26 protein-coding genes are annotated in these 23,934 nt (G+C 61.3%); 9 read left to right on the top strand and 17 right to left on the bottom strand.

The window, feature by feature from the left end; translation table 11 throughout:
* Window positions 1–60 precede the first annotated feature (60 nt).
* Complete coding sequence (gene ybeY / locus HYX42_RS14825; protein ID WP_293404341.1) at window positions 61–522, bottom strand: rRNA maturation RNase YbeY; 462 nt, start codon at window positions 520–522, stop codon at window positions 61–63.
* Window positions 512–1,525: a PhoH family protein gene (locus HYX42_RS14820; RefSeq protein ID WP_293404338.1), complete on the bottom strand. Its 1,014-nt coding sequence runs from the start codon at window positions 1,523–1,525 to the stop codon at window positions 512–514. Before HYX42_RS14820 ends, ybeY begins: the two co-directional genes overlap by 11 nt.
* A 94-nt stretch (window positions 1,526–1,619) precedes the next feature.
* Between HYX42_RS14820 and ruvA the strand changes: the two genes are divergently transcribed.
* From ruvA to ruvB, 4 genes are all read left to right on the top strand, one after another.
* A complete protein-coding gene (ruvA, locus tag HYX42_RS14815; protein ID WP_293404336.1) occupies window positions 1,620–2,192 on the top strand; it encodes a Holliday junction branch migration protein RuvA in 573 nt (190 codons plus the stop codon).
* Window positions 2,193–2,296: 104 nt separating this feature from the next.
* Window positions 2,297–2,539 (top strand): type II toxin-antitoxin system Phd/YefM family antitoxin, encoded by a 243-nt coding sequence (locus HYX42_RS14810; RefSeq protein ID WP_293404334.1) that lies wholly within the window; start codon window positions 2,297–2,299, stop codon window positions 2,537–2,539.
* A complete protein-coding gene (locus HYX42_RS14805) occupies window positions 2,536–2,799 on the top strand; it encodes a Txe/YoeB family addiction module toxin (RefSeq protein WP_366931158.1) in 264 nt (87 codons plus the stop codon). The genes HYX42_RS14810 and HYX42_RS14805 overlap by 4 nt, the downstream gene beginning before the upstream one ends.
* A 9-nt stretch (window positions 2,800–2,808) precedes the next feature.
* On the top strand, window positions 2,809–3,876 hold the full coding sequence (ruvB, locus tag HYX42_RS14800; RefSeq protein ID WP_293404330.1) for a Holliday junction branch migration DNA helicase RuvB: 1,068 nt from the start codon (window positions 2,809–2,811) through the stop codon (window positions 3,874–3,876).
* Window positions 3,877–3,905: 29 nt separating this feature from the next.
* On the opposite strand, the gene HYX42_RS14795 is transcribed toward ruvB, so the two are convergent.
* From HYX42_RS14795 to HYX42_RS14770, 6 genes are read right to left on the bottom strand one after another with little or no spacing between them, the layout of a single operon-like run.
* Window positions 3,906–5,102, bottom strand: coding sequence for a DSD1 family PLP-dependent enzyme (locus HYX42_RS14795; protein ID WP_293404328.1), 1,197 nt, complete (start codon window positions 5,100–5,102; stop codon window positions 3,906–3,908).
* 19 nt (window positions 5,103–5,121) lie between these two features.
* Complete coding sequence (locus HYX42_RS14790; RefSeq protein ID WP_293404326.1) at window positions 5,122–5,763, bottom strand: histidine phosphatase family protein; 642 nt, start codon at window positions 5,761–5,763, stop codon at window positions 5,122–5,124.
* Window positions 5,764–6,354, bottom strand: coding sequence for a DUF4136 domain-containing protein (locus HYX42_RS14785; RefSeq protein ID WP_293404324.1), 591 nt, complete (start codon window positions 6,352–6,354; stop codon window positions 5,764–5,766). It abuts the gene before it with no gap.
* Window positions 6,355–6,377: 23 nt separating this feature from the next.
* Entirely contained in the window at window positions 6,378–7,340 is a 963-nt protein-coding gene (ttcA, locus tag HYX42_RS14780) for a tRNA 2-thiocytidine(32) synthetase TtcA (protein ID WP_293404322.1), read from the bottom strand.
* Window positions 7,341–7,360: 20 nt separating this feature from the next.
* On the bottom strand, window positions 7,361–7,732 hold the full coding sequence (locus HYX42_RS14775) for a dihydroneopterin aldolase (protein WP_293404320.1): 372 nt from the start codon (window positions 7,730–7,732) through the stop codon (window positions 7,361–7,363).
* 26 nt (window positions 7,733–7,758) lie between these two features.
* Window positions 7,759–8,541, bottom strand: coding sequence for an SDR family oxidoreductase (locus tag HYX42_RS14770; protein ID WP_293404319.1), 783 nt, complete (start codon window positions 8,539–8,541; stop codon window positions 7,759–7,761).
* Between the two features lie 55 nt (window positions 8,542–8,596).
* On the opposite strand from HYX42_RS14770, the gene HYX42_RS14765 reads away from it, so the two are divergent.
* The 3 genes from HYX42_RS14765 to HYX42_RS14755 all read left to right on the top strand — a co-directional run bounded on the left by HYX42_RS14765 (window position 8,597) and on the right by HYX42_RS14755 (window position 11,052).
* Window positions 8,597–9,700, top strand: coding sequence for an SAM-dependent methyltransferase (locus HYX42_RS14765; protein ID WP_293404318.1), 1,104 nt, complete (start codon window positions 8,597–8,599; stop codon window positions 9,698–9,700).
* 113 nt (window positions 9,701–9,813) lie between these two features.
* On the top strand, window positions 9,814–10,008 hold the full coding sequence (locus tag HYX42_RS14760) for a DUF2905 domain-containing protein (RefSeq protein WP_293404316.1): 195 nt from the start codon (window positions 9,814–9,816) through the stop codon (window positions 10,006–10,008).
* An 81-nt stretch (window positions 10,009–10,089) separates the two neighbouring features.
* A complete protein-coding gene (locus HYX42_RS14755) occupies window positions 10,090–11,052 on the top strand; it encodes an ROK family protein (protein ID WP_293404314.1) in 963 nt (320 codons plus the stop codon).
* Window positions 11,053–11,540: 488 nt separating this feature from the next.
* Here HYX42_RS14755 and otsA read toward each other — a convergent pair whose 3' ends face one another.
* The 6 genes from otsA to HYX42_RS14725 form a co-directional block, all read right to left on the bottom strand.
* Window positions 11,541–12,992, bottom strand: coding sequence for an alpha,alpha-trehalose-phosphate synthase (UDP-forming) (gene otsA, locus HYX42_RS14750; RefSeq protein ID WP_293404312.1), 1,452 nt, complete (start codon window positions 12,990–12,992; stop codon window positions 11,541–11,543).
* A gap of 115 nt (window positions 12,993–13,107) precedes the next feature.
* Complete coding sequence (locus HYX42_RS14745; protein ID WP_293404310.1) at window positions 13,108–14,940, bottom strand: glycoside hydrolase family 15 protein; 1,833 nt, start codon at window positions 14,938–14,940, stop codon at window positions 13,108–13,110.
* Window positions 14,937–15,668 carry a trehalose-phosphatase gene (gene otsB, locus HYX42_RS14740; RefSeq protein ID WP_293404293.1) on the bottom strand — a complete coding sequence of 244 codons (732 nt, stop codon included), beginning with the start codon at window positions 15,666–15,668 and terminating at the stop codon, window positions 14,937–14,939. Before otsB ends, HYX42_RS14745 begins: the two co-directional genes overlap by 4 nt.
* A gap of 158 nt (window positions 15,669–15,826) precedes the next feature.
* The gene (locus tag HYX42_RS14735; RefSeq protein WP_293404291.1) at window positions 15,827–17,089 is read right to left on the bottom strand and encodes a multifunctional CCA addition/repair protein; all 1,263 of its coding nucleotides are present in this window, start codon (window positions 17,087–17,089) and stop codon (window positions 15,827–15,829) included.
* A gap of 183 nt (window positions 17,090–17,272) precedes the next feature.
* Window positions 17,273–17,983, bottom strand: coding sequence for a glutathione S-transferase family protein (locus tag HYX42_RS14730; RefSeq protein WP_293404288.1), 711 nt, complete (start codon window positions 17,981–17,983; stop codon window positions 17,273–17,275).
* A gap of 286 nt (window positions 17,984–18,269) precedes the next feature.
* A complete protein-coding gene (locus HYX42_RS14725) occupies window positions 18,270–19,226 on the bottom strand; it encodes a complex I NDUFA9 subunit family protein (protein WP_293404286.1) in 957 nt (318 codons plus the stop codon).
* 132 nt (window positions 19,227–19,358) lie between these two features.
* Here HYX42_RS14725 and HYX42_RS14720 point away from each other — a divergent pair, with 132 nt between their 5' ends.
* Complete coding sequence (locus HYX42_RS14720; protein ID WP_293404284.1) at window positions 19,359–19,802, top strand: hemerythrin domain-containing protein; 444 nt, start codon at window positions 19,359–19,361, stop codon at window positions 19,800–19,802.
* 20 nt (window positions 19,803–19,822) lie between these two features.
* Here the strand turns inward: HYX42_RS14720 and HYX42_RS14715 are convergent, their stop codons facing one another.
* Genes HYX42_RS14715 through HYX42_RS14705 form a run of 3 tightly spaced genes read right to left on the bottom strand, consistent with a single transcriptional unit; the run spans window position 19,823 to window position 23,061 of the window.
* Complete coding sequence (locus tag HYX42_RS14715; RefSeq protein ID WP_293404282.1) at window positions 19,823–20,434, bottom strand: YdeI family protein; 612 nt, start codon at window positions 20,432–20,434, stop codon at window positions 19,823–19,825.
* Window positions 20,424–20,957 carry an MgtC/SapB family protein gene (locus HYX42_RS14710; RefSeq protein ID WP_293404280.1) on the bottom strand — a complete coding sequence of 178 codons (534 nt, stop codon included), beginning with the start codon at window positions 20,955–20,957 and terminating at the stop codon, window positions 20,424–20,426. The genes HYX42_RS14715 and HYX42_RS14710 overlap by 11 nt, the downstream gene beginning before the upstream one ends.
* Window positions 20,958–20,973: 16 nt before the next feature.
* Entirely contained in the window at window positions 20,974–23,061 is a 2,088-nt protein-coding gene (locus tag HYX42_RS14705) for a lytic transglycosylase domain-containing protein (protein ID WP_293404278.1), read from the bottom strand.
* A gap of 272 nt (window positions 23,062–23,333) precedes the next feature.
* Between HYX42_RS14705 and HYX42_RS14700 the strand changes: the two genes are divergently transcribed.
* Window positions 23,334–23,906: a 5-formyltetrahydrofolate cyclo-ligase gene (locus HYX42_RS14700; protein WP_293404276.1), complete on the top strand. Its 573-nt coding sequence runs from the start codon at window positions 23,334–23,336 to the stop codon at window positions 23,904–23,906.
* Window positions 23,907–23,934: the final 28 nt, after the last annotated feature.

Genomic DNA, 23,934 nt, shown 5'->3' with positions numbered 1-23,934 from the left:
ACGTACACGGCAAAAATTTAACGTGGACGTTAAAAATCAGCCCCGTAGCCTGGGAAGGGCTCAGTAAGGCGACTTCATGCCCAGGCCAGCCAGAATCTCGACCTCCCGCGCTTCCATCGCCTCGGCATCCGCCTCGCCGGTCTCATGGTCCCAGCCCTGGGCGTGCAGCGTGCCGTGCACCAGCAGGTGGGCGTAATGCGCGGCCAGCGTCTTTTTGTTGTCTTTCGCCTCTTTGGCAATCACCGGCGCGCACAGCACCAGGTCGGCGGTGACGACAGGCTCACGCGTGTAATCGAAGGTCAGCACATTGGTGGCGTAGTCACGCTGGCGGTAGTCGCGGTTCAGCGCCTGGCCTTCCTCGGCATCGACGATCCGCACGGTGATCTCGGCGTCGCTGTTCAGCGCATGGCGAATCCAGCGGGCCACGCTGTGGCGCGGCAGGGCGGCGCGGTGGCGTGCGGCGTCTTTCAGTTCGCCAAATTGCAGCGACAGGCTGAGCTGCTTGAGACGTTCACGAGCCATTGCGGCTCCGGGCGCTGGTCTTGCGTGCGGGGTGGGCTGGGGCGATGACCTCAACATGGTCATCATTGCCCTTGCCGCCGCCGGTCTTGTCATAAGCGTCCACGATACGTGCCACCAAGGGGTGGCGCACCACGTCGGCGCTGGTCAGCCGCGTGATGGCAATGCCCTTGACTCTTTTGAGCACACGTTCGGCATCGACGAGCCCGCTCAGCTGGGTGCGCGGCAAATCGACCTGGCTCACGTCACCCGTCACCACGGCCTTGCTGCCGAAGCCGATACGCGTGAGGAACATCTTCATCTGCTCGGGCGTGGTGTTCTGCGCCTCATCGAGGATCACAAACGAATGGTTGAGCGTGCGGCCGCGCATGAAGGCCAGCGGCGCGATTTCGATCTGCTGGCGCTCGAAGGCCTTCTGCACCTTCTCAAAACCCATGAGCTCATGCAGCGCGTCGTACAGCGGGCGCAGGTAGGGGTCGACCTTCTGGCTGAGGTCGCCGGGCAGAAAACCCAGGCGCTCGCCGGCTTCAACCGCCGGGCGTGTCAGCACGATGCGCTGCACCGCGCTGCGCTCCAGCGCATCAACGGCGCAGGCCACGGCCAGATAGGTCTTGCCCGTGCCGGCCGGGCCTATGCCGAAGGTGATGTCGTGCGTGGCGATGTTTTCCAGGTAGGTGCCCTGGTTGGTGGTGCGAGCCCGCAGGTCGGCGCGGCGGGTAGACAGCGCCGACGCATCCGGCGCAATGCCCATGGCCGTGTCGCCCGCCAGCATCAACTGCACGGTTTCTTCAGGGATGGGCCGCTGCGCCATCTCGTACAGCGCCTGCAGCACCTCCAGCGCCTCGTTGGCCTTGACCTTGGTGCCCTCTATCTTGAACTGCTCGAAGCGGTGCGCAATCGTCACGTCCAGCGCCGCCTCAATTGTGCGGATGTGGGCATCCATGGGGCCGCAAAGGTTGCCCATGCGGGTGTTGTTGGGCGGCGTGAAGGTGTAGCGGAGGATCAAAAGCGGGTTTTCCTTGAGCTGGGTGGCTGTTTTGCCGTTAGATGTGTGATTGTCCCCCGAGATTCAAGCCAGGTGTGACTGATAACATTGGCGAATGATTGGACGCATCTCCGGCCTGCTGGCTGAAAAGAACCCCCCCGAAATCCTGGTTGACTGCAACGGCGTGGGCTATGAGGTGCTGGTGCCCATGAGCACCTTCTACAACCTGCCTGGCCTGGGTGAAAAAGTCAGCCTGCTCACGCATTTTGTAGTGCGTGAAGACGCGCAAATTCTCTACGGCTTTGCCCAGCCTTCGGAGCGCGCCGCCTTCCGCCAGCTCATCAAGATTTCCGGCGTCGGCCCGCGCACCGCGCTCAGCGTCCTGAGCGGCATGAGCGTTGAGGAACTCGCGCAGGCCGTCACCGCGCAGGAGGCCGGCCGCATCATCAAGGTGCCCGGCATAGGCAAAAAAACCGCTGAGCGCCTGCTGCTCGAACTCAAGGGCAAGCTGGGCGCGGACATCGGCGTGCATGTGAGCGTGAGCAGCGACAGCCAGTCCGACATCCTGCAGGCACTGGTCGCACTGGGTTACAGCGACCGCGATGCGGCGCTGGCTCTGAAAGCCCTGCCCAAGGATGTGGGCGTGAGTGACGGCATCAAGATGGCGCTGAAGGCGTTGGCGAAATAAACACGGACCTGGCTGTTCAAGGCCGATCCTGAAACCGGGGCTGCGGCTTGACAAATAGTACGTATATACGTACGATTCCGGGTATCTTCCCCCCAGGAGTTCCCATGCACACACTCACTGCCAGCGAAGCCCGTGCGAATCTGTACCGGCTGATTGACGAAACAGCCCAGTCGCATCAGCCCATTACGATTTCGGGCAAGCGCAGCAGTGCCGTTCTGGTGTCGGGGGATGACTGGAGCGCCATTCAGGAAACCCTCTACCTGCTGGCTGTGCCGGGCATGCGCGAATCCATTAAAAAGGGCATGGCTGAACCTCTCGAGAAAAGTGCGAAAGCGCTCAAGTGGTGAGCTGGTCGCTCGTTTACGCCAAGCAAGCCATCAAGGATGCAAAAAAAATTGCCGCAAGCGGTCTCAAACCACGGGCTCAGGAACTGCTGGTGATACTTGCCAGCAATCCTTTTCAAAACCCTCCGCCTTACGAAAAGCTGGTTGGCGATCTTGCGGGGGCATACTCGCGCCGTATCAATATCCAGCACCGCCTTGTGTATGAAGTTTTTGCCAAAGAAAAAACCGTTCGCGTCCTGCGCCTGTGGACCCACTATGAATGAGCCGGCATTGTGACGATTCAAACCGACGACTTCATGCCAGGCACGCCGCCCGAAAAGCGCGTGATGTCTGCCGCGCCCGCTTCACCGAACGAAGAAGCGATTGAACGCGCACTGCGCCCAAAACTGTTTGACGAGTACGTCGGCCAGACCAAGGTGCGCGACCAGCTTGAGATCTTTATAGGCGCCGCCAGAAAACGCAGCGAGGCGATGGACCATGTGCTGCTCTTCGGCCCGCCCGGCCTGGGCAAGACCACGCTGAGCCACATCATTGCGCATGAGCTTGGTGTGAACCTGCGGCAGACGTCGGGCCCTGTGCTTGAAAAGCCCAAAGACCTGGCCGCGCTGCTGACCAATCTTGAAAAAAACGATGTGCTTTTCATCGACGAGATCCATCGCCTGAGCCCGGTCGTTGAAGAAATTTTGTACCCGGCACTGGAGGACTACCAGATCGACATCATGATCGGCGAAGGCCCGGCGGCGCGCAGCATCAAGCTCGATTTGCAGCCCTTCACGCTGGTCGGCGCCACCACACGCGCCGGCATGCTGACCAATCCGTTGCGCGACCGCTTCGGCATCGTGGCGCGGCTGGAGTTTTATACGTCAGACGAACTCGCCCGCATCGTCAAGCGCAGTGCCGCGCTGCTCAAGGCGCCCATGGATGAAGACGGTGGCTATGAGATTGCGCGCCGTTCACGCGGCACGCCACGTATCGCCAACAGGCTGCTTCGCCGTGTGCGCGACTATGCAGATGTCAAGGGCACAGGCCACATCACACTCGACATCGCCAACAAGGCCCTCGCCATGCTGGATGTTGATCCCCAGGGCTTCGACGTGATGGACCGCAAGCTGCTGGAAGCCGTGATTCACCGCTTTGACGGTGGCCCGGTCGGGCTGGACAACATCGCGGCCAGCATCGGTGAAGAGCGCGACACGATTGAAGATGTGATCGAGCCCTACCTGATACAGCAGGGCTATCTGCAGCGCACGCCGCGCGGGCGTATTGCCACGCTGGCAGCCTACCGGCACCTCGGTGTGGCGCCGCCGTCCAGCGCTGGTGAGTTGTTCACCGGAAAGTAATTCAGCCGGAGCCTGGCCCGGGTTTCACTTCAGGTGATTGCGCCGCGCGCATCCACCCTGATGATGCGCTCCACCGTCCCCTTCAGCAGGCCACCACGCACGCCGATCATCACGTCATGCAGGTTGACCGTGGGATCGCAGTGGCCGGGTATCAGCCAGAGCAGGCTGCCGAGATTCGGAAGGCGGGTGTTGCCTTCAGCGGGTTTGAGAATGCCGTGCTCGTCGCCGCCGTTGAAATATTCCAGCGTACTGCGCGAACTGAAGGCGTGCACCTTGGGCATGCCTGAGTCGATGGCATGGCTCTTGTGCCCGGCGTCGCAAACGACATAACCCTGATCGGCATGGGTGCTGATGACCTGTGTCTTGACGAACAGCGCATGCTCGAATTTCGGGTGGCCGGACTCGCGGTGGTTGGTCGCGTAATCAGCATCCATGAAAAGGTAGGAGCCTGCCTGCAATTCACCGTACACGCCACTTGCCGCTTCGAGCATGACGGTCCCGGTGCCGGCACCTGTGACCAGGCCTGGTTTGAGGCCTTCGGCTTCCAGCAGCCGGCGGGTCAATGCCACTGCCTTGATGGCGTCTGCGATCGCAACGCGTCGCTCGGCCGGCGTACGCAGATGCTGCGCCTTGCCATGGTAGGCCTGCAGGCCGGTGAAGTTCAGCGCGGGGTGTTTGCGTATCTCCAGCGCCAGCGCCACTGCAGCAGCGCCGGGCTCGACGCCGCAGCGGTTGTGGCCGACGTTGAGTTCGACAAACATATTGATTTCAGTCGCGATGCCTGATGCGGCACGTGACTCGTTCATGATGGTGGCCAGGCGCGTGATGCCCTCAATGCTGTCCACGCAGATGGCGATTCGGCCTGCATGCGGCAGCACCTGCCGCGTCAGGGCGGCGATGCGCACCAGCTTGAGGGGTGCAATCACCTCATTGGTGATGAAGACGTTGTAGACGCCGCCTGCGACCATGGCCTCAGCCTCGGACGTTTTCTGCACGCAGACACCGACGGCGCCCTGCGCCATCTGCAGTTTCGCAATTTCGGCACTCTTGTGCATCTTGGCGTGCGGCCTGAGCTTCACCCTGTGCACGTCGGCAAACGCTGCCATGGTGGCAAGGTTGCGATCCATGGCGTCAAGGTCAACCACCAGGGCCGGGGTGTCTATCGCACTGACGGGCTGTCCGGTCAGCCTGCGCAGGTAATCTTTAACGTGGATTGTGGTGGCCATCTGCTTTTGGAACTTGTTCTTAGCTTGTTGTCTCGTCCAGCGCGTCGTCGTCCAGGTGCTGGGTGTCTGCCCAGCCGACCAGCGTAAAACCTTCAGGCGTCCAGAGCAGCCGGTTGATGGCTGCATTACCGAGGGCCCAGGTGCGCGGCGCCTGTATGTCCAGCCGGGTGGCGGCGCGGTACAGCACATCCATCACACCACCGTGGCCCACCATGGCGATCAGCTCACCCGGGTGGCGCGCTGCCAGTTTTTCTGCGGCCGCAACCACACGCTGGCGCAGTGCGATGAGTGACTCGCCACCGGCGGGCGAAAACTCCGGGTCGCGTTTGCGCCAGCGCATGGACTGCTCGGGCAACAGGGTTTCGATCTCGGCAAAGGTCTTGCCTTCGAAGTCACCAAAACCGCGTTCACGCAGGGCTTCTTCACGCGTGATTTCGACACCCGTTGCGCGGCTGACGTACTGCGCGGTTTCCCACGCACGCAACAGGTCGCTGGCATAGATGGCAGTGATGGGCTCGCCCTTCAGGGCATTGCCCAGCCGCTCTGCCTGCCAGCGGCCAGTGGCGCTGAGGGGAATGTCAAGCTGGCCCTGGATGCGCGTGTCCACATTCCATGCGGTTTCACCGTGCCTGATGGCAATTACGCGGGTTGGCTCCGTCATTCAGCGGGGGATTTCGACATTGATGCGGCGTGTGCCGGGCGCGGGTTGCGGAAAACCCAGCAGCGCAGAATCCAGCATGGCGGGCAGCACAGCCAGTGTGTCGCCCCACACGCCCTCGTGATAGGCGCGGGTCTCAAACACCACCTTCTGGTTGGACAGGTCGCGCATCAGGATCGTGAGGTCGCGTTTGTAATAGGGTTCGCCAAAACGCATGGGGTAACCAAAACCGTAGGGGCCCACCGGTCCACCCATAAAGACGCCCGGCCCGCCGAAGAGGAACCCGTCATCGGGAAAACGCTCCAGGTACTGGGTATTGAACATCACCTGAACACTGTAGCGTGCGGTTTGCGGCTCCATCACCATGCCGACTTTCGACAGGCTGCCGCGGGCAATGCCCTCAAGCCTGTCCTGCTGCACATTCTGCTGCGACGGCAGGCGCTCAAAGCGGTAGGGTGTGCCGGGCACAGGCGGTGCCGTGCTCCAGGCTGAAAAGGCGGTGACGTCGCTGTCAACAATGCGCATGCCAGAGCAGCCGGCCAGGACAAAACCTGCCACTGCCGCCACAACAAAAGCCCTGAGCAATCGCACCATCTCTGTTGTCTCCCGTGCCGGCGTTACAGGCTTTGCAATGAAATCACCGCAGTGCCCGGCAGTGTGGACGGGAAAGGCTCGTTGAACTCTTCCGCATCGAAGGCCTTGTCGCCATCTGCATCGGCCACGCCTGTGGTGCGAATGTTTTTGAAGTCATGGCGTTTGTTGTCCATGAGGTGCGAGGGCACGATGTTCTGGAGGCTGGCAAACATGTTCTCAAGCCGGCCGGGGAATTTTTTGTCCCACTCGCGCAGCATGTTGCCGACCTGCTTGCGCTGCAGGTTTTCCTGGCTGCCGCACAGCGTGCAGGGAATGATGGGGAACTCGCGCACCTGGGCCCAGCGGGTCAGGTCTTTTTCAGTCACATAGGCCATGGGCCGTATGACGATGTTCTTGCCGTCATCGCTGACCAGCTTGGGCGGCATGCCTTTGAGCTTGGCCGCAAAAAACATGTTGAGGAAAAAGGTCTGCAACATGTCGTCGCGGTGATGGCCCAGGGCCACCTTGGTACAGCCGAGCTCGCCTGCCACACGGTACAAAATGCCGCGGCGCAGGCGTGAGCACAGTGAGCACAGTGTCTTGCCTTCGGGGATCACGCGCTTGACGATGCTGTAGGTGTCCTGGTTTTCAATATGAAAGGGCACGCCCAGCTTGCCGAGGTACTCGGGCAGGATGTGCTCAGGGAAGCCCGGCTGCTTCTGGTCCAGGTTGACGGCCACCAGCTCGAAGTTGATGGGCGCACGTTTTTGCAGCTTGAGCAGGATGTCCAGCATGGCGTAGCTGTCCTTGCCGCCGGACACACAAACCATGACCTTGTCGCCCTCTTCAATCATGTTGAAGTCAACAATCGCGCGGCCCACCTCGCGGCACAGGCGTTTTTCGAGCTTGTGGTCTTCGCGTTCAATCTTCAGGCGTGCGCCGGGCGGGGCGAATTTGGCGTCTTCTGCGGCCTGGGCCTGTTCATCTTCAATCCACACTGCACTCATGTCATTGGCTCCCATGTGGCTTACCACTGTCCTGTTTCGACGCGAATGGCAACTTCGCAGTCTTCAAAAATTTCAAGTTTGGCAATCTTCACCCGCACACCCAGCACGCCCGGCAGGGTCATCAGACGGTGAGCCAGCTTGCCGATCAGGCTTTCAAGCAAATTTACATGCTCTGCCGTGCATTCGTTGATGATGATCTGCCGCACCTTTCTGTAGTCCAGCACGTGGCCGATGTCGTCATCGCTGGGCGTCAGCGGCTGGGTGCCCAGGTTAAGTTCTGCATCCACCTGTATGGGCTGGGGCGCGCGCTTTTCCTGCTCAAGAATGCCCAGGTTGGCGTCAAAGCGCAAACCGGTCAGCGTCAGTATCTGGGTGCCTCTTGTATTGAACATGGTGTGGCTTTAAAAGTTCCGGTGGCTCAGGTGTTGCCGGGGTTCATCAGCGAGAAGTCGCGCTCGAACTTCATCAGGTGCTGGCCGCCATCCACAAGCAGCGTGGTGCCGGTGATGGACTGGTTCTCAAGCGCAAATTTCACGGTCGCGGCCACATCTGCCGGTGTAGATGAGCGATTGAGTGGCGACAGCTTGTGCAGGGCCGCAAACTGCGCATCGCTCAGCATGTGGCTGGTCAATGTCAGCCCGGGCGCCACGCCGACGACGCGTACCTGTGGGGCCAGCGCCATGGCCAGCATGGTGTTGGCGGCTTCAAGCGCAGCCTTCGACAGCGTGTAACTTAAAAAATCAGGGTTCTGGTTCCAGAGCTTCTGGTCAAGCAGGTTGATGACTGCTCCAGCGGCATTCCTTGCTTTCACATGCGCATGCAGTGCCTGGGCCAGCAGGATAGGCGCGCCCGTGTTGCTGCGCAGGTGTTTTTCCATGGCCGCAAAACCGAAGCTTGCGGTGCTGTCGTGCTCGAAGGTCGAGGCGCTGTTGACCACGGCATTGACGTGGCCGAACTTTGCAATCACTGCAGGCAGCAGTGCCCTGACTGCAGCTTCGTCAGACAGGTCGCAGGCGAAGGCCGCTGAATCACCCGACAGGCGCGCGCAGTCGGACACGGTTTCGAGCGCCTCTGCCCCGGAGCTGCGGTAATGCACGGCCACCTGCCAGCCAGCGCCAGCCAGCGCGAGGGCGATCTCGCGCCCCAGCCGCCTGGCGGCGCCGGTCACAAGAACAACAGGGGGATGGCGCGCATCAGGCATCGGCAACCGGTTTGGGGAGTGGAGGGGGGCGAATCGCCGACAATCACGCTTTGTGATGTTGACGACCAACCCCCCCATTTTACCGGGCAGCCTGCAAAAGCACATTGCGGGGGCCATAGAGGCCGCGGGCGGCTGGATTGGCTTTGACCAGTTCATGGAGATGGCGCTTTACACACCCGGCTGGGGCTATTACGCCAGCGGCTCGCGCAAATTCGGCCTCATGCCCCAATCCGGCAGTGATTTTGCAACTGCGCCAGAGATGTCACCCCACTTTGGCCGTGCGCTGGCCAGGCAGGTCAAACAGGCCCTGGATGTGAGCGGAACCAGCGAAGTCTGGGAGTTTGGCGCCGGCACCGGCGCGCTGGCAGGGCAGTTGCTGCAGTCCCTTGGCGACAAGGTGGCACGCTACAACATTGTTGACCTGTCAGGCAGCCTGCGTGAGCGGCAGGGCGAAAGGCTGGCCACATTCGGCGGCAAGGTCAATTGGGTTGGCGAACTGCCTGTGCAGATCAGGGGCGTGATCGTCGGCAATGAGGTGCTGGACGCCATGCCGGTGAAACTGCTGGCCCGCATCAAAACGGTGTGGCATGAACGCGGCGTGGCCTTTCACCAAGGTGCTTTGGTCTATGCGGATCAGCTCACCGAATTGCGCCCTCCGGTCGACATTGAAGGCCCGCACGACTACGTAACCGAAATCCACCCCCAGGCTGAAGGTTTTGTGCGCACACTGGCAGACCGCCTGGAAGCCGGCGCGGCTTTCCTTATCGATTACGGGTTTCCCGAGCAGGAGTTTTATCACCCGCAGCGCAGCATGGGCACGCTCATGTGCCACCGCCTGCATGTGGCCGATACCAACCCGCTGGTCGATGTGGGAGACAAGGACATCACCGCGCATGTCAACTTCACCGGCATTGCGCTGGCCGCACAAGAGGCCGGCATGCAGGTGCTGGGCTACACCAGCCAGGGCCGTTTTTTACTCAATTGCGGTTTGCTGGACGGGCTTGAGGATGTCAGCCTGCCTGAACGTGTGATGGTGCAAAAACTCATCAATGAACACGAGATGGGCGAGTTGTTCAAGGTCATTGCACTGGGTGCGAAGAATTCACCGGAATGGGAAGCTCTGGGCTTTAGCCAGGGCGACCGTACACATAAGTTATGACGCCCCCACGCTTTTCACTGCGTGTGATGCGCTGCCCCCCGCGGGGGCTGGCCTTGCTTGGGACGGCCCTGCGCCGTGGCCGCATAAAGCGAGCTTCGCATGAAAGTAAATAAATGATCCGCTGGATGATCGTGATTTTCCTGATCCTGGTGGTGATCAGCGCGCTCACACCCTGGCTGCACAAGCTGGGTTTTGGCAAGCTTCCGGGGGATTTGCGCTTCAGGCTGTTTGGCCGCGAATGGTTTATCCCCCTGGCGACCACCGTCATCCTGAGCCTGATCGCCACCCTGGTCGCGAAAATAATTTGAGCTTCGCGCCTACGGGCGTGCTTCGTGGCAGGCGTTAGCATGGGGCTATCTATGGAGAAATCCTTAAACCATCCCCTTGCTGTGACACCCTCACTCGCCAGGATTGCAGCACCTGTTGCCTGCGTTGACATAGGCGGCACCAAGGTCGCAGTCAGCATGGCCGATGCACGTGGCATTCGTGGCCGCGTCACCGAAGCCACCATCAAGCAGGGAACACGTGAAGCCCTCGGTGAGCAGGTGCTGGCCTTGATCGAACGCAGTTGCGCACAAGCAGGCCTGGCGCCTGAATCGCTGTCTGCCATTGGCGTGTCGTCGTGCGGACCTTTCGTGCTGAACCAGGGTTTGATTGAACTCGCAGCCCCCAATATTTGCGGCGGCCTTGCAGGCGCTGCGCGCGGCCTGCCCAATGACTGGAGCAGCGTTCCGCTTGAAGCGCCCCTGCGCAAGGCCTTCAACAATGTACGCATAGCAAACGACTGCGTCGCTGCCCTTGAGGCCGAACGCCGCTGGGGCGCGCTGCAGGGTTTTGACCACTGCGCCTACGTGACCTGGAGCACCGGCATTGGCGTGGGCCTGTGTGTTGACGGACGCGTGCTGCGCGGCAAGCACGGCAACGCCGGCCATGCGGGCCACATGTTTGTGAGCGACAACAACGATGCCCTGTGCGGCTGCGGAAACATCGGCGACCTCGAAGCGCTGGTCGCCGGTAATTCCATGGCGCGCAGGTTTTCTGGTCAGGGTTATGCAGATGCAGCCGCCTTGCTGTCAGCCGCGCAGTCAGGGGAAGCAACTGCGGTCGGGATTGTTGACGAGTTGTGCCGTGTCATGGGCCGTGGCCTCTACAACCTGGTGGTGACGCTGGACTTGCAGCGGATCAGCCTGGGTGGCAGTGTGTTCTGGAACAACCGCGGCTATCTGTTGCCGCGTTTGCAGGCGGAGATTGATGGGCGCTTGCCGGCGTTGACGGCTGGGGTTGAGCTTGTGGCAGCTGGCCTGAAAGACAAGGTTGGGGATTATGCGGCTTTGGCCTTGATTGAGCCCTGAGCTTGTTTGTAGCCGCAGTGTTGTCTGGGTTACATGCTGTGCCCCTCACGACCAGGCCGGGACTCGCCCCGGCGGGCGAGGCACTTTTCTTTTGCTTCGCCAAAGAACAAGTACCCAAAAGAAGGGCGACCCGACGTCTGGGTCCCTTCGGGCAACCTGCGCTGCTCGGCCCAGCCTCCACGGGGTGGGGGAATGAATTCGGATTCGGGGAGTTTTCTTTGTCATCCCGGACTTGATCCGGGATCCATCCCCGCTTCGTTTCAGATGGATTGCGGGTCAAGCCCGCAATGACAGACAACGGAGATTGGCATTTGTCTTCTGTATTTAGTCCCTCACCCCTGCTGCCCGGAGCGAAGCGCAGGGACGCGGAGTGGGGGTCGCCTTTTCTTTTCGTTAGTTTTCTATTGGCGAAGCAAAAGAAAAGTGACTTGCCGCCGGGCAACCCCCGGCCTGGTCGTGAAGGGCAATACCCTCAAACCCAAACCCCATCATCCCCGATTAACAGCCGAAACATCCTCATTAAGTGGAGGTTTCCGCAAACTCACCTGATTGCGCTGATCCGTCGAATCCGTCCCGGCAAGCGCATCAAGAAATGACTTGCGCCACCAGTGCACATCATGCCGCCGTATGCGATACAGCAGCTTCTCATGCCGCGCCTGTCGCTCTTCCAGAGGCATCTGCAGCGCCTGCTGAATCACTTCAGCCGTGCCATCAATGTCATAGGGGTTCACCAGCAGCGCATGCTCAAGTTGCTCTGCGGCACCGGCAAAGCGTGACAGCACCAGCACGCCCGGGTCATTCTCATCCTGCGCGGCAATGAACTCCTTGGCCACCAGGTTCATGCCGTCGCGCAGCGGTGTGACCAGTGCAACACGCGCGGCGCGATACAGGCCAGGCAGGCGTTTGCGAGCCACGTTGCGATGCATGTAACGAATCGGCATCCAGTCAAGCTCGCCGTAGTCGCCGTTGATCGAGCCGCACAGGCTTTCCATCTCGCGCAGCAGGTCGGCATAGGCGCCCATGTCTTCGCGGCTGGGTGAGGCGATCTGTATCAGTGTTGCGCTGTTGAGGTTTTCGGGGTATTTCTGGAGCAGCGTGCGGAAAGAGCGCATGCGCTGCGGCAGGCCTTTGGAATAGTCCAGCCGCTCCACGCCCAGCAGCAGCTTGCGGCGCGAATACTCTTCCTTCATGCGGTGGTACATATCCATGCCGTCTTTGGCCTGGGTCAGCGCCTGGAACTCATCGACGTCTATGCCTATCGGGAAGGCACCGGCGCGTACTGTGCGGTTGTAGGCCCTGAAACGGTCGTTGCCCAGGGCCGTCGCGTTGGCTTCGGCCTGAACATAACGGGAAAAGTGAATCAGGTCGGCCTCGCTCTGAAAGCCGACAAGGTCATAGGCAAACAGTGCGCGCACCAGCCATTCGTGCTGCGGAATCGCGGCCAGGACGGTTTGTGGCGGCAGCGGTATGTGCAGGAAGAAACCGATGCGGTTGTTGCAGCCCATGGCGCGCAGTTCTGCCGCCAGCGGAATCAGGTGGTAGTCATGCACCCAGATGATGTCATCAGGCTTGAGCAGGCCCATGAGCTTGCGCGCAAACAGGCGGTTGACGCGGCGGTAGGCATCAATGTGGCCGGCATCAAAACGCGCGAGATCCAGCCGGTAGTGAAACACCGGCCAGAGCACATCGTTGCTGTAGCCGAGGTAATACCCATCGTGGTCTTCCTGCGAGAGGTCAACCGTGGCCAGGGTGACGTCGCCAGCCTGTTGCGTGTGCAGTTCACCTTCTCCCGTGGCGCCGTCCTTGACGATGGTGCCGCTCCAGCCAAACCACATGCCGCCCGTGGTGTTGAGTGCGTCTGCGAGCGCGACGGCCAGACCACCCGCCGCTGTCTTGCGCGGGTCCGCCACGCGATTTGAGACAACAACCAGCCGGGTCAATTGAACACCCCCGTCGGACGCTCACTGCGTGTAGCGCCTTCCCCCCTTGCAGGGGGCCGCGCCTGCAGCCCGGCAAAGCCGGTTCTGCGGCCCGTGCTTGCGTTGGTATGTTTGGTCATATCTGGCTATCCCATGGTGCAGACAATCTCACTGCTGCATTGATGATGCCCACCATCGAATAGGTTTGCGGAAAGTTGCCCCACATCTCGCCGGTGGCGGGGTGCGTGTCTTCCGACAGCAGGCCGACGTGGTTGCGTGCGGCCAGCATGGTTTCGAAAATCTCCCTGGCCTGCTGCTTGCGGCCTATGCGCGCCAGTGCGTCAATGCGCCAGAAGGTGCAGATGTTGAAGGCGGTCTCGGGTTTGCCGAAGTCGTCCGGCGCCTCATAGCGTCGCATGTAAGGGCCGTCGCACAAATACTTTTCAAGGGCATCGACGGTCGCCACAAAGCGCGGGTCTTTGGGGTCGATAAAACCCACCTCTATCATCAGCAGTACGCTCGCATCCAGGTCGCGCCCGCCAAAACTTTCTGCAAAGGCCTGGCGCTCTTCACTCCACGATTCGCGCAGGATGCGCTCCTGCATCACGTCGGCATGGCCGCGCCAGTAGGCCGCGCGGTCTGCCTGCTTGAGGACGACAGCAATTTTGGCCAGTCTGTCGCAGGCGGCCCAGCACATCAGCGCAGATGAGGTGTGTATGCGTGCGCGCGTGCGCAGCTCCCACATGCCGGCATCGGGCTTGTCGTAGGTCAGTACAGCCTGTTCGCCGACTTTCTCAAGTTCCCTGAACTCTGCCGCGCCACCGCGGTGCAGCAGGCGGTGGTCATGAAAGGCCTGCGCCGCCCCCAGCACCACGTTGCCGTAAACGTCGTGCTGGAAATGCTCCTGCGCCTGGTTGCCGACACGCACCGGGCCCATGCCGCGGTAACCGCCGAGATGCGTCATCATGGATTCGGGCAGTTCGCGCTCCAGTCCGATGCCGAACAGCGGCTGGATATGCCCGCCCCTGGCCTGCATCACGGCGTTGTACAGCCAGCGCAGGTAGTCCTCCATGGTGCCGACTTCAGACAGGCTGTTGAGCGCACGGATCACAAAAAACGCGTCACGCAGCCAGCAGTAGCGGTAGTCCCAGTTGCGCTGGCTGCCCGGCGCTTCCGGGATGCTGGTGGTCATGGCAGCCACGATGGCGCCTGTGTCTTCAAACAGCGAAAGTTTCAGCGTGATGGCCGCGCGTATGACGGCGTCCTGCCACTCAAGCGGCAGGTGCAGGCGGTGGCTCCATGTGCGCCAGTACGAAATCGTTTCCTGCTCAAACAGGCGTGCGGTGTCGGCAATGCCGTCTGACAGGGATTCATCGGCGCCGAACAGAAAGTTGTGCTCGCGCGTCAGTACAAAAGGCTGCTGCTCCAGCAGGTAGGAGATGGACATGTCGGTGTTGAGCCGCAGCGTCATTTCCTTGCCCACATAACGCACGTGGTTGCTGCCGCGCGTGATGTCCGGCGTCTCACGGCCCCAGTCGTAACGCAGGTCCAGCCGCACGCGGATGCGCGGTGCGCCATGCACCGGGCGGATGCGGCGCACCAGCGTCATGGGCCTGAAGTAACGCGAACGATTAAAAAAGCGCGGCGCAAAGTCGGTGACCTCCACACACTGACCGGCCTTGTCGAAGAGCTGCGTGCGCAGCACTGCGGTGTTTGGCTCATACCACTGTTTTGATTCGTGGAAGTCTTCAATCTCGATGGCAAATGCACCCGGCTGTGCGCCGGGCTTTTCACCTGGATCAAGCAATGCATTAAAAACGGGGTCACCATCAAAGCGGGGCAGGCAGCACCAGACAATGCGCGCGCGCCTGTCAACGAGCGCGCTAAAGGCGCAGTTGCCGATCACACCCATGGAGAGCGAGGCCTCGGCAGGCGGGCCAAAGTTGTCGAGCGGAGCGGGCATCGTCATGCGCGAACTCCCTGCAGGTCCTGCAGGGAGGCCTTCAGCCACTGCCGCAGCTCGGAGGGGCTTGCGCAGCGGTGTTCGGCCAGGCTGTGCCCTTCGCCGACCTTGATAGCCTCACCGCCAAGACCCTGCACGGATGCGAAGCCGGCTTCGTCGGTGGTGTCATCGCCGGCGAACAGCGGTAGGCGGCCTGCAAACGGCGATTGGCCCATCAGCGCCGCGATGGCAGAACCCTTGCTGACACCGGAAGCCTTGATATCGAACACACATTTGCCCTGCATCAGTTCCAGCCCGGGCGAGCGCTTCACGGCTTCGGCCATCGCCTCGAGGCACAGCAATTCAAGTTGTGGAGCCTGCCGGTAATGCAGCGAGACAGCGGTGGTTTTTATCTCGACTTTCAGGCCGGCATGTTGTGCCGCCAGTGCAAGGGCAACGCGGGAGACTTCGTGAAGGTTGGGCGATGCGGCCTGGCTCAGGCTGCCGTCACCCAGGCGGAACTGCGCACCGTGTTCGGCCGAAACAGGCAGCAGTTTCGGCGCCAGAAAATGATCAAGGTCGGACAGCTTGCGGCCCGAGACAATGGCCAATGCGCCGCCCAGGGCTTCATGCAGGCCAGCCAGCAGATCGGTCACACCGGGTGCCACCTGCACCAGATCGGGTTGCGCGGCGATGTCGACGAGCGTGCCGTCGAAGTCCAGGAAGAGCGCTGTTTGCGCCGTTATTCGCGGCATGCGGGATACAGCCTGCGTGCCTGCATGCCGTGGTCCGGGACCGGGTGAAATGAAGGTAGTTGTCATCGCCAGCCAGCGTAGCAAAACCCGGCCCGCGCGCGTGTAGGCGTCTTTCGCCTGAATGCCTGTGTAAGTGCGATCCCGTCGCGTCCGGCCCTTCAGCCGGCAGGGCTGACCTGGTCCGACACAGCCTGCACACGCGCTGCATGAATGCGCTCGCCGATTTTTTTACCGTCTTCGCCATGGGCCTGCGCCTGCTCGGCCACCTGCTGAGTGGGCACTGACTGTGCTGCTTCAAGCGTTGCCAGCAGGCGCTGGCGTTGCGGGTAGGGCGAGTCTTCAAGCCCCAGCCGCCCGCGCGCATCGCACTCACAGGCCAGCAGCACGTCGGCAAACCGCTGCGGCTTGCGAAAGGCGTCGCAGCGCTCCAGCAGCCGCACCAGGGCTGCCGCGCCGAACTCTGCGCTGCGGTGAATGTTGCCGTGCTCGCGGGCCACCACGTCGGCAATCTCGCGACATTCGACTGGTACCCGCAGGCGCTCGCACACGCCCTTGAGCAGGCGCGCGCTGCGCTCTTCATGGCCTATGTGGCGGGGCAGCACATCGGCCGGGGTCGTGCCTTTGCCAAGGTCATGCGTCAGGCATGCAAAACGCACGGGCAGCGGCGCCTTCAGCTCTGCGGCCATGTCCAGCACCATCATGAGGTGAATGCCGGTGTCCACTTCCGGGTGGTGTTCGGCGCGCTGGGGTACGCCCCAGAGTTTGTCGACCTCGGGCAGCAGTCTTTGGAGGGCTCCGCATTCACGCAGAACTTCGAACATGCGCGAGGGTCTGGCCTGCATCAGGCCGCGTGACACCTCCTGCCAGACACGCTCTGCAACAAGCGCATCGACTTCCCCGTGGGCCACCATGTCCCGCATCACCTGCATGGTTTCCGGCGCCACGCTGAAGTCGGTAAAGCGTGCGGCGAAACGCGCCACGCGCAGGATGCGTACCGGGTCTTCGCGGAAGGCATCGGTGACATGGCGCAGGGTTTTTGTCTGGATGTCTTTCCGGCCGCCGAACGGGTCCTGCAGATTGTGGAAATCGGCTTCGAAGCCATCCGTGTCCGGGCGGGCTGGCGCTGCAATGGCGTTGATCGTGAGGTCTCGGCGGGCCAGGTCTTCTTCAAGCGTGACATCAGGCGACGCCTGCACCTCAAAGCCGCGGTAGCCGCGCGCCGTCTTGCGTTCGGTGCGGGCCAGTGCGTATTCCTCGTGCGTCTTCGGGTGCAGGAAAACCGGGAAATCCTTGCCCACGGGCAGGTAGCCCAGCCGGGCCAGTTCTTCAGGCGTGCTACCTACCACCACCCAGTCGTGGTCCTGCACGGGCAAACCCAGCAAGGCATCGCGCACCGCACCCCCGACCATAAAAATCTGCATGCTGGCAGTTTAGCGGTGCAGGCATGGGCAGTGTTTGCTATCAATAAAGTAGCTGTTCACGCGCGTATTCATTGGTCTGGAGGCCGATTTGACCCTCAAAAATGGCCTTTTTTTGCCAGTTTTTGGCTTTCAGGGCACTGCCGGGGCTAAAAAACACCCGAAAGTTAATACCTATGTTAACTTTTAGACGTCGCGGCTGATCCGGTAGGGTTCGTCCGCCTCCACGAAGTCATGCTCGGCCAAGGCTTGTTCCACCCATGCTTTCACGCTGGGCAGAGCACTGACACGCCCAATATAGGCCGTGATGTGCGGTGGCACCGGCAGGGCATAGTTTTTCAGCCGCATGCAAACCGGGGCGAAATACGCGTCTGCAATCGAGAACTTGCCGAACAGCAGGTGCTGGCTGCCGGGAGCGTTGCGGTATTGCTCCAGCAGGGGCGTCCACATGTCCACGAGGCGCCGCACATCACTGCGTACGGCGGGTTTGTCGCGCCAGGCCAGCGCGCCCACCTCGTGCAGCGCTGCCTCGATGTTCATGGGGCAGGCGTTGCGCAGGGCGCCGAAGCCGGCGTGCATTTCGGCGCAGATGCTGCGGGCACGGGCGCGGGCCTTGACGTCCTGCGGCCAGAGATGTTTGTCAGGATATTTTTCGGCCAGGTACTCTGAAATCTCCAGGGTATCCCAGATAAACAGGCCATCGTCTTCAAGTACCGGTACCTGGCCTGCAGGGTTGACGGTGAGCATGGCCTGCTTGAATGCAGAACCCGCTTCAAATGTATTGGCGCCGAAAGGCACCATGACCTCCTCAAACGCAATACCGGCCTGCGTGAGCAGCACCCAAGCGCGCATGGACCAGGACGAGTAATTTTTATTCGCGATGTAGAGCTTTGGCACGGAAGTCCTTTTGGGGCGAGGCAGTGAATCCTAAATCACCGGTGCTCCTGGATTGATGCAAAGAAACCCGATGATTGATGCCTTAACGGGCAACCCCTCTCCCCCTCTTTATGCAAGCAGGGGCCGCGGGACTGGCTTTGCCAGACCGCAGGCGCAGCGCCCCCTCGGGGGCAACTGGTTTTTGGGGTCAGAGTCCAAATTCGCCAAGCCTCCGGCTTGCCCGAGGGGTGCGGTGCATCGCACCGCAGCGAAATTGGCGTCTGACCCCAATAACCAGCGTGGGGGCCTAAAACCTGCCTGCAGTTTTACGTTTGGCCATGAGGCCGCTGCGCAGACCTTGGGCGCCCAGATACATCGGCACGACTGCTCCCAGCGCCGTTGGCGTGATGCCGAGCGCCTGCAGGCCGGGCAGCTTGCCGCTGGCGACGTTGTCTTCCTTCATGCTGTCGAGGTTGTCGCGGCTCATCAGGGGCTCGCCGGGTGCCAGTTCCATGAGCCAGGCCTGCAGCCGGGCGAGCGCGTCCGGCAGCCCGATCACGGGCCTGCCCTCGCCGTCGTTGACCCCGCTGTACCGGCCAGCCAGCTGCACCAGCTGTTTCAGCGTGAAGACCTCCGGGCCACAGGCTTCATAGGTCTGCCCGATGGTGGTTTTGTCCTCCAGGCATTTGACGATGGCCGTCGCCACGTCTTCCACCCACACCGGCTGGAACTTCGCCTTGCTGGCGGCCAGCGGAATCACCGCGAAGTACTGCTGCAGCTTCGCAAAGGTGTTCATGAACCTGTCATCCGTGCCGAACAGCACGCTGGGCCTGAGCACCGTCACATCCAGACCCGAGCCCAGCAACACCGCCTCGCCGCGTGCCTTGCTGCGCTGGTACATCGACGGCGCATTGATGCCGGCGCCCAATGCGCTGACATGAATGATGCGCCTTTGGCCGACTGCCTCGCAGGCACGGGCCAGCTCAAGCGGCAACTGCACGTGCACCCTGTCGAAAGCGGCTTCGTTCCCGTGAAGAATGCCTGTCAGGTTGACAACGGCGTCGTGCTCCTGCAGCAGCGGCGCCAGCGATGCGCTGTCATAGCTGTGCAACTCGGCAACATCCACCATGGGCAGCATTTGCACATGCCTGGCCTTGTCGCGCCTGCGGGTCAGGATGGTGGTGCGAACCGGAATTTCAGCCAGTTTTTCGCACAGGTGGCTGCCGACAAACCCTGTGCCGCCGAGTATGAGTATTTTTTTCATAGGCCTGTATTTAACACCTTGTGCAAATCTCCTGTTGATGGGCGATCAATGCTGCGTTTTCGGTGGCCACTGTCGCGCTGAACATGCCGTCTCCTACAGACACGCCCGGCCTTGCGGGCAACACTGTTGCTCATGAACATTTTTGAAGCCCTTCGTACAAGCCATGAAACCCAGCGCACACTGGCCGATCAACTGATCCTGACTTCTGGCGACAGCAAGGAACGTGCCGTGCTGTTCAGGGAACTCAAGCTGGAACTGGCCGCGCATGCTGCGGCAGAGGAACGCTTCTTTTATGTGCCGCTGATTGCACATGACATGACGCAGGAACCCTCGCGCCACGGCATTGCCGAACACCATGACATGGACAAGCTGGTCAAGAAGCTCGAAGACACCGACGTGAGCTCGCCAGCCTGGCTGGCAACGGCCAGGGAGCTGCATCACAAGGTGTTCCACCACCTCAAGGATGAAGAGCAGGGCGTTTTCCAGCTCGCCGGCAAGGTGCTGACAGAAGCTGAAAAAATATCGCTGGCCAAAGGGTACGAAGGCGAGTTCGTCTCGCAACGCACCAAGGCATAGAAAACCCTGAAACTGGAAGATCAGGCGGCTTTGACGGCCGCCTTTTTCTTTGCGGGTGGGTGAAAGGTCTCATGGCTGTCGAGCATGGCAACAAACGCCTGCAGCCGGCGTTCGCGTGTGTCTGCCCTCTTTGCGCTGTGCAGCCTGAGCAGAAGCGAGTAACGGTTTCTTGAATCGAGCTGTTCAAAAAATGTCCTGGCACGCGGCTTGTTCTTCAATGCAGCCACCAGGTCTTCGGGCACTTCCATGTTTTTCTGCGATGCGTAGGCAGCATCCCAGCGGCCATCTGCTTTTGCGCGCTCTATTTCAGCAAGCCCGGGCGCGCGCATTTTTCTGCTGGCTATCAATGCCAATACTTTCTCACGATTGATTTTTGACCAGGGGCTGCGTTTGGCGCGCGGTGTGTAGCGCTGCAGGTAGCTCCCGGCGTCAAGGCTTTTGCGCTGCCCGTCTATCCAGCCGTAGCAGAGCGCAGCGTCCAGCGCCTGCCCAATGGTGAGTGATACAAGGCGTGCGTCTTTCTTTGCAATCTGCAGCCAGATACCGGTACTGCTGGCATGGTGTTTCTTCAGCCAGGCCGTCCATTCGCTGGCGGTTTTAAACAGCGTCGGCTCGTCGCCTTCAGCGCTCATCTTTGCTGCCGGAGGTGATGACTGCGGGGCTGGTTTCATCTGCCGACCTGTCGATGCGCCGGATGATCCAGGGCACGATGGAGAAGATCGCCAGCGCCAGCAATGTACTGAGCACAGCCGTGACCTCCAGCCCCAGCCCTGCGGCCATGCCGATGGCGGCCGTCATCCATATGCCGGCTGCGGTGGTCAGGCCCTGCACTTTTTCTTCGGCCTGGCCCTTGAGGATGGTGCCTGCGCCCAGAAAACCCACACCGGCAATCAGGCCCTGGATCACGCGGCTCATGTCGGTGGCGATGATGCCAGCCTGCTGGGAGACCAGCACAAACAGGGCGGACCCCATTGCCACCAGCATGTGGGTGCGTACGCCGGCCGCCTTGCCCTTGTGTTCGCGCTCCATGCCCAGCAGGCCGCCCAGTACGGCCGCCACCATCAGGCGCAGGACGATACGCGTGGCCTGCGCCGCATCCGTGAGGTCCGAGAATTCCTCAAGAACCGTGTCGCCGACTTCCTGCCACCATTGCATCGTTGCACCCCACCGCTCAGGGAATGGTCCTGTCGGGCTCGGGCTGGCCCGGGTCGCGCGGGCCCACCGTGCCCAGCCGGGCTTTAAGCGACTGGGGCTGGCCTGTAAGGATGGCGGCGTAATTCGTGGTGTTGGACAGAACCTTCTTGACGTAATCGCGTGTTTCCGCGAATGGCACGCTCTCCGCCCAGATCGCGGTTTCTACCGTGGGGCTGCCGGTCTGGCCGCGCCACGTGCGTGGCCGGCCCGGCCCTGCGTTGTAGGCCGCTGCTGCCATCGACATGGAGCCACCGAAATCATCCAGCGCACGTTTGAGATACGCGGTGCCTATCGTGATATTGGTATCCCGATCATTGATCTGGTCAGCGGTAAAGCCTGTCAGGCCTATGTAGCGTGCGGTTTCGCGTGCGGTGGCGGGCATCACCTGCATCAGGCCGGATGCACCCACGCCCGAGCGGGCATCCATCACAAAACGACTTTCCTGGCGAATCAGTCCGTAGACATAGGCCGGGTCAAGATTGATGCTTTGTGCGCGTTTGACGACGGCTTCACGGAAGGGCATGGGAAAGCGCGTGTCGAAATCGATGTCGGCCTTTGTGCGGTCACTGGTGTTGATGCAGCGGTCCCAGATCTGGCGGTCGCAGGCGAACTGTGCAGCGGCCAGCAGTTCGCGGTCTGTCATGCCGCCATTTTTGGCCAGATTGGTGCTGTAGTTCCACTCACGCACGCCCTCGGGCCGCAGCCCGATGGCTATTGCATAAGCGGCGCGGTTCAGGCCTGGGTTCAGGCGTGCTGCTTCTTTTTCTTCTGCGGTGACGGCTGCAGGTTTTGCGGGTACCGTGATCTTCTGGCCAAGTTCCTCAAGCGCGAGTTGTTCATAGAAACCGCGAACCGATGCTATCGACTGCAGCAAAGCCAGCGCTTCTGCACGCTGCGGTGCAATCGTGACGGTGTTCGTTACACCGGGCGTGACAGACATGACTGTGGGCTGGGTCGCCGATGCGGGCAGTGTTGCCAGCAGGGCGCGGGCCTTCCAGTAAGCCCAGGTCGGGTCGCGGCGCGCCTCGTCACTCATGGCGTTGATGGCTTGCAGAACCAGTGGCCAGCGCGGCTGGTTGCCGGCGCGCAGTGCTGCGCGGGCCTTCCAGCCCAGCATGTCGTCGCTGAGGTCGCTGTCTTTGGTTACCTTTGCGTACCAGGCCAGCGGCTGGCTTGCAGGCACCGTGCCCATTTTGGTGGACGCCTGCTTGGCAATCGCGCCCCAGGCCCAGTTGCGTTCTTCGCTGGTCAGCTGCATGCCCCACTTGTCCATCATGCCGGCTGCGCCGTCTGCGTCGGTGGTGGCCAGTTTGATGAGCGCCAGCAGGATGATTTCTTTCCTGACTTTTGTAATCGCAATATGTTTGGTTGCCAGGAAACGCAACGGACTGGCATTGAGTTCTGCCACCAGGTCCAGCGACTCCGGCGAGACAATGTTCACCGCGTCGCGTGCAGCGCGTGGGCGATTCGCCTCCATTGCCAGCCTGGCCTTGAGCCACACATCGGTCGGGCCCAGATGCTGGGTGCCGACAAGCCGCGCGGCGGCTGTGGTGCAGCCGTCATCCGCATCCCGCTGGGCAAACCAGCTCTTTTTGACCTCTTCTGCAATGCGCGGACCTGACGAGGGACCGGTCTTGAGGTTTTCAATCAGCAGTGCATAGCAGCGCACTTCCCGGTCGTCGGCCATGCGGTATTGCGGGTGTTCGGACGCAAAACTTTCCCAGTCGCGGCGCTGGCCCAGCAGCAGCAGCCAGTCATTGCGCATGCGGTCTTCCTGGTAGGTGCCGGGGTAGCGTGCGAGAAAGGCCTGCACCTCCTGCGCGCTGGCCTCGCCCAGCCGGGCTTTCAGTTCCCAGTAGGCGGCCCAGGGCTCCAGCGCATGGCCGCGCGCCTGCGGCAGCAGCTGCGCCAGCTTTCTGCGGTCACCACGTTTGAAGGCCTGGTTCATGTCCAGCAGCACGCTGTCAGCTGCCGCATTTGAGCTGGTCTGCGCGCTGGCCGGAATGCAGGCTGAGGCTGCAAGGAAGCAGGTAAAAAAAGTCGCCGAGAAAATTTTGGATAGCATGGGTTCTGATGGCCTTATTTTTACCATTGCGTTGCGGGTCAAAAGGGTTTGGGGCAAGGCGCGAAATGCAACCGGGGTCAGCCCCGGTAAGGCTTCGAAACGCTGGCCCAAACCCTTTTGGCCGCAACCCGGAGGGAATGGGGTGAAAACGCCACCACTCGGCGTTGCACTCCTTGGTAAGACTATAGTCTGACCGTCGTCGTGCGTCTTGATTGGCGGCATTTTCACTCCATTCGCATTGGTAAAAATAAGGCCATCAGAACCCGAACATTATGGACAAATTAAGCACACGCAAAGCGCTCATAGAAGAACGGTTGAACCTGCCCGACCGGCTGGAGCGCGCCGACCTGTTACAGCGTGTGATGCGCATCTGGCTGGTCGGCCGGCCCGACGAAGTGATTGGCGCCTACTGGCCCATCAAGGGAGAGTTCGACCCGCTGCCCGCCCTGCATCGCTGGAAGGAAGACGGCGAGTTGCTGGATTCACCCCAGCCCCGGCGGATTGGACTGCCTGTGGTCAACAAGGTTCACAAAACCTTGACCTTTCATGCCTGGTACCCGGGCTGCCCGATGGAGGAAGACGCTTACGGCATTCCCAAGCCCAAGGACACCGAGGTGATCGTGCCGACCTTGCTGTTTGTGCCCTGTGTGGGGTATGGGCACGGGGGTTACCGGCTGGGCTACGGTGGCGGGTTTTATGACCGCACGCTGGCGACCTTGCAGCCGAAACCTTTCACCGTCGGGCTCGGTTTCACAAACGGCTGGCTGCCTGACATGGAGCCTGAGGCGCATGATGTGCCGCTGGATGCGATTCTCAATGACAACGGGGTTGTCTGGCCGGTTTGATATGGCCGGACTGGCCCGGCCCCGCATC

The organism is Polaromonas sp. (assembly GCF_016185115.1).
Lineage (GTDB): Bacteria > Pseudomonadota > Gammaproteobacteria > Burkholderiales > Burkholderiaceae_C > Polaromonas.
Note: the sequence above shows the minus strand (reverse complement) of the source record. Positions and strands in the feature narration are given on the sequence as shown.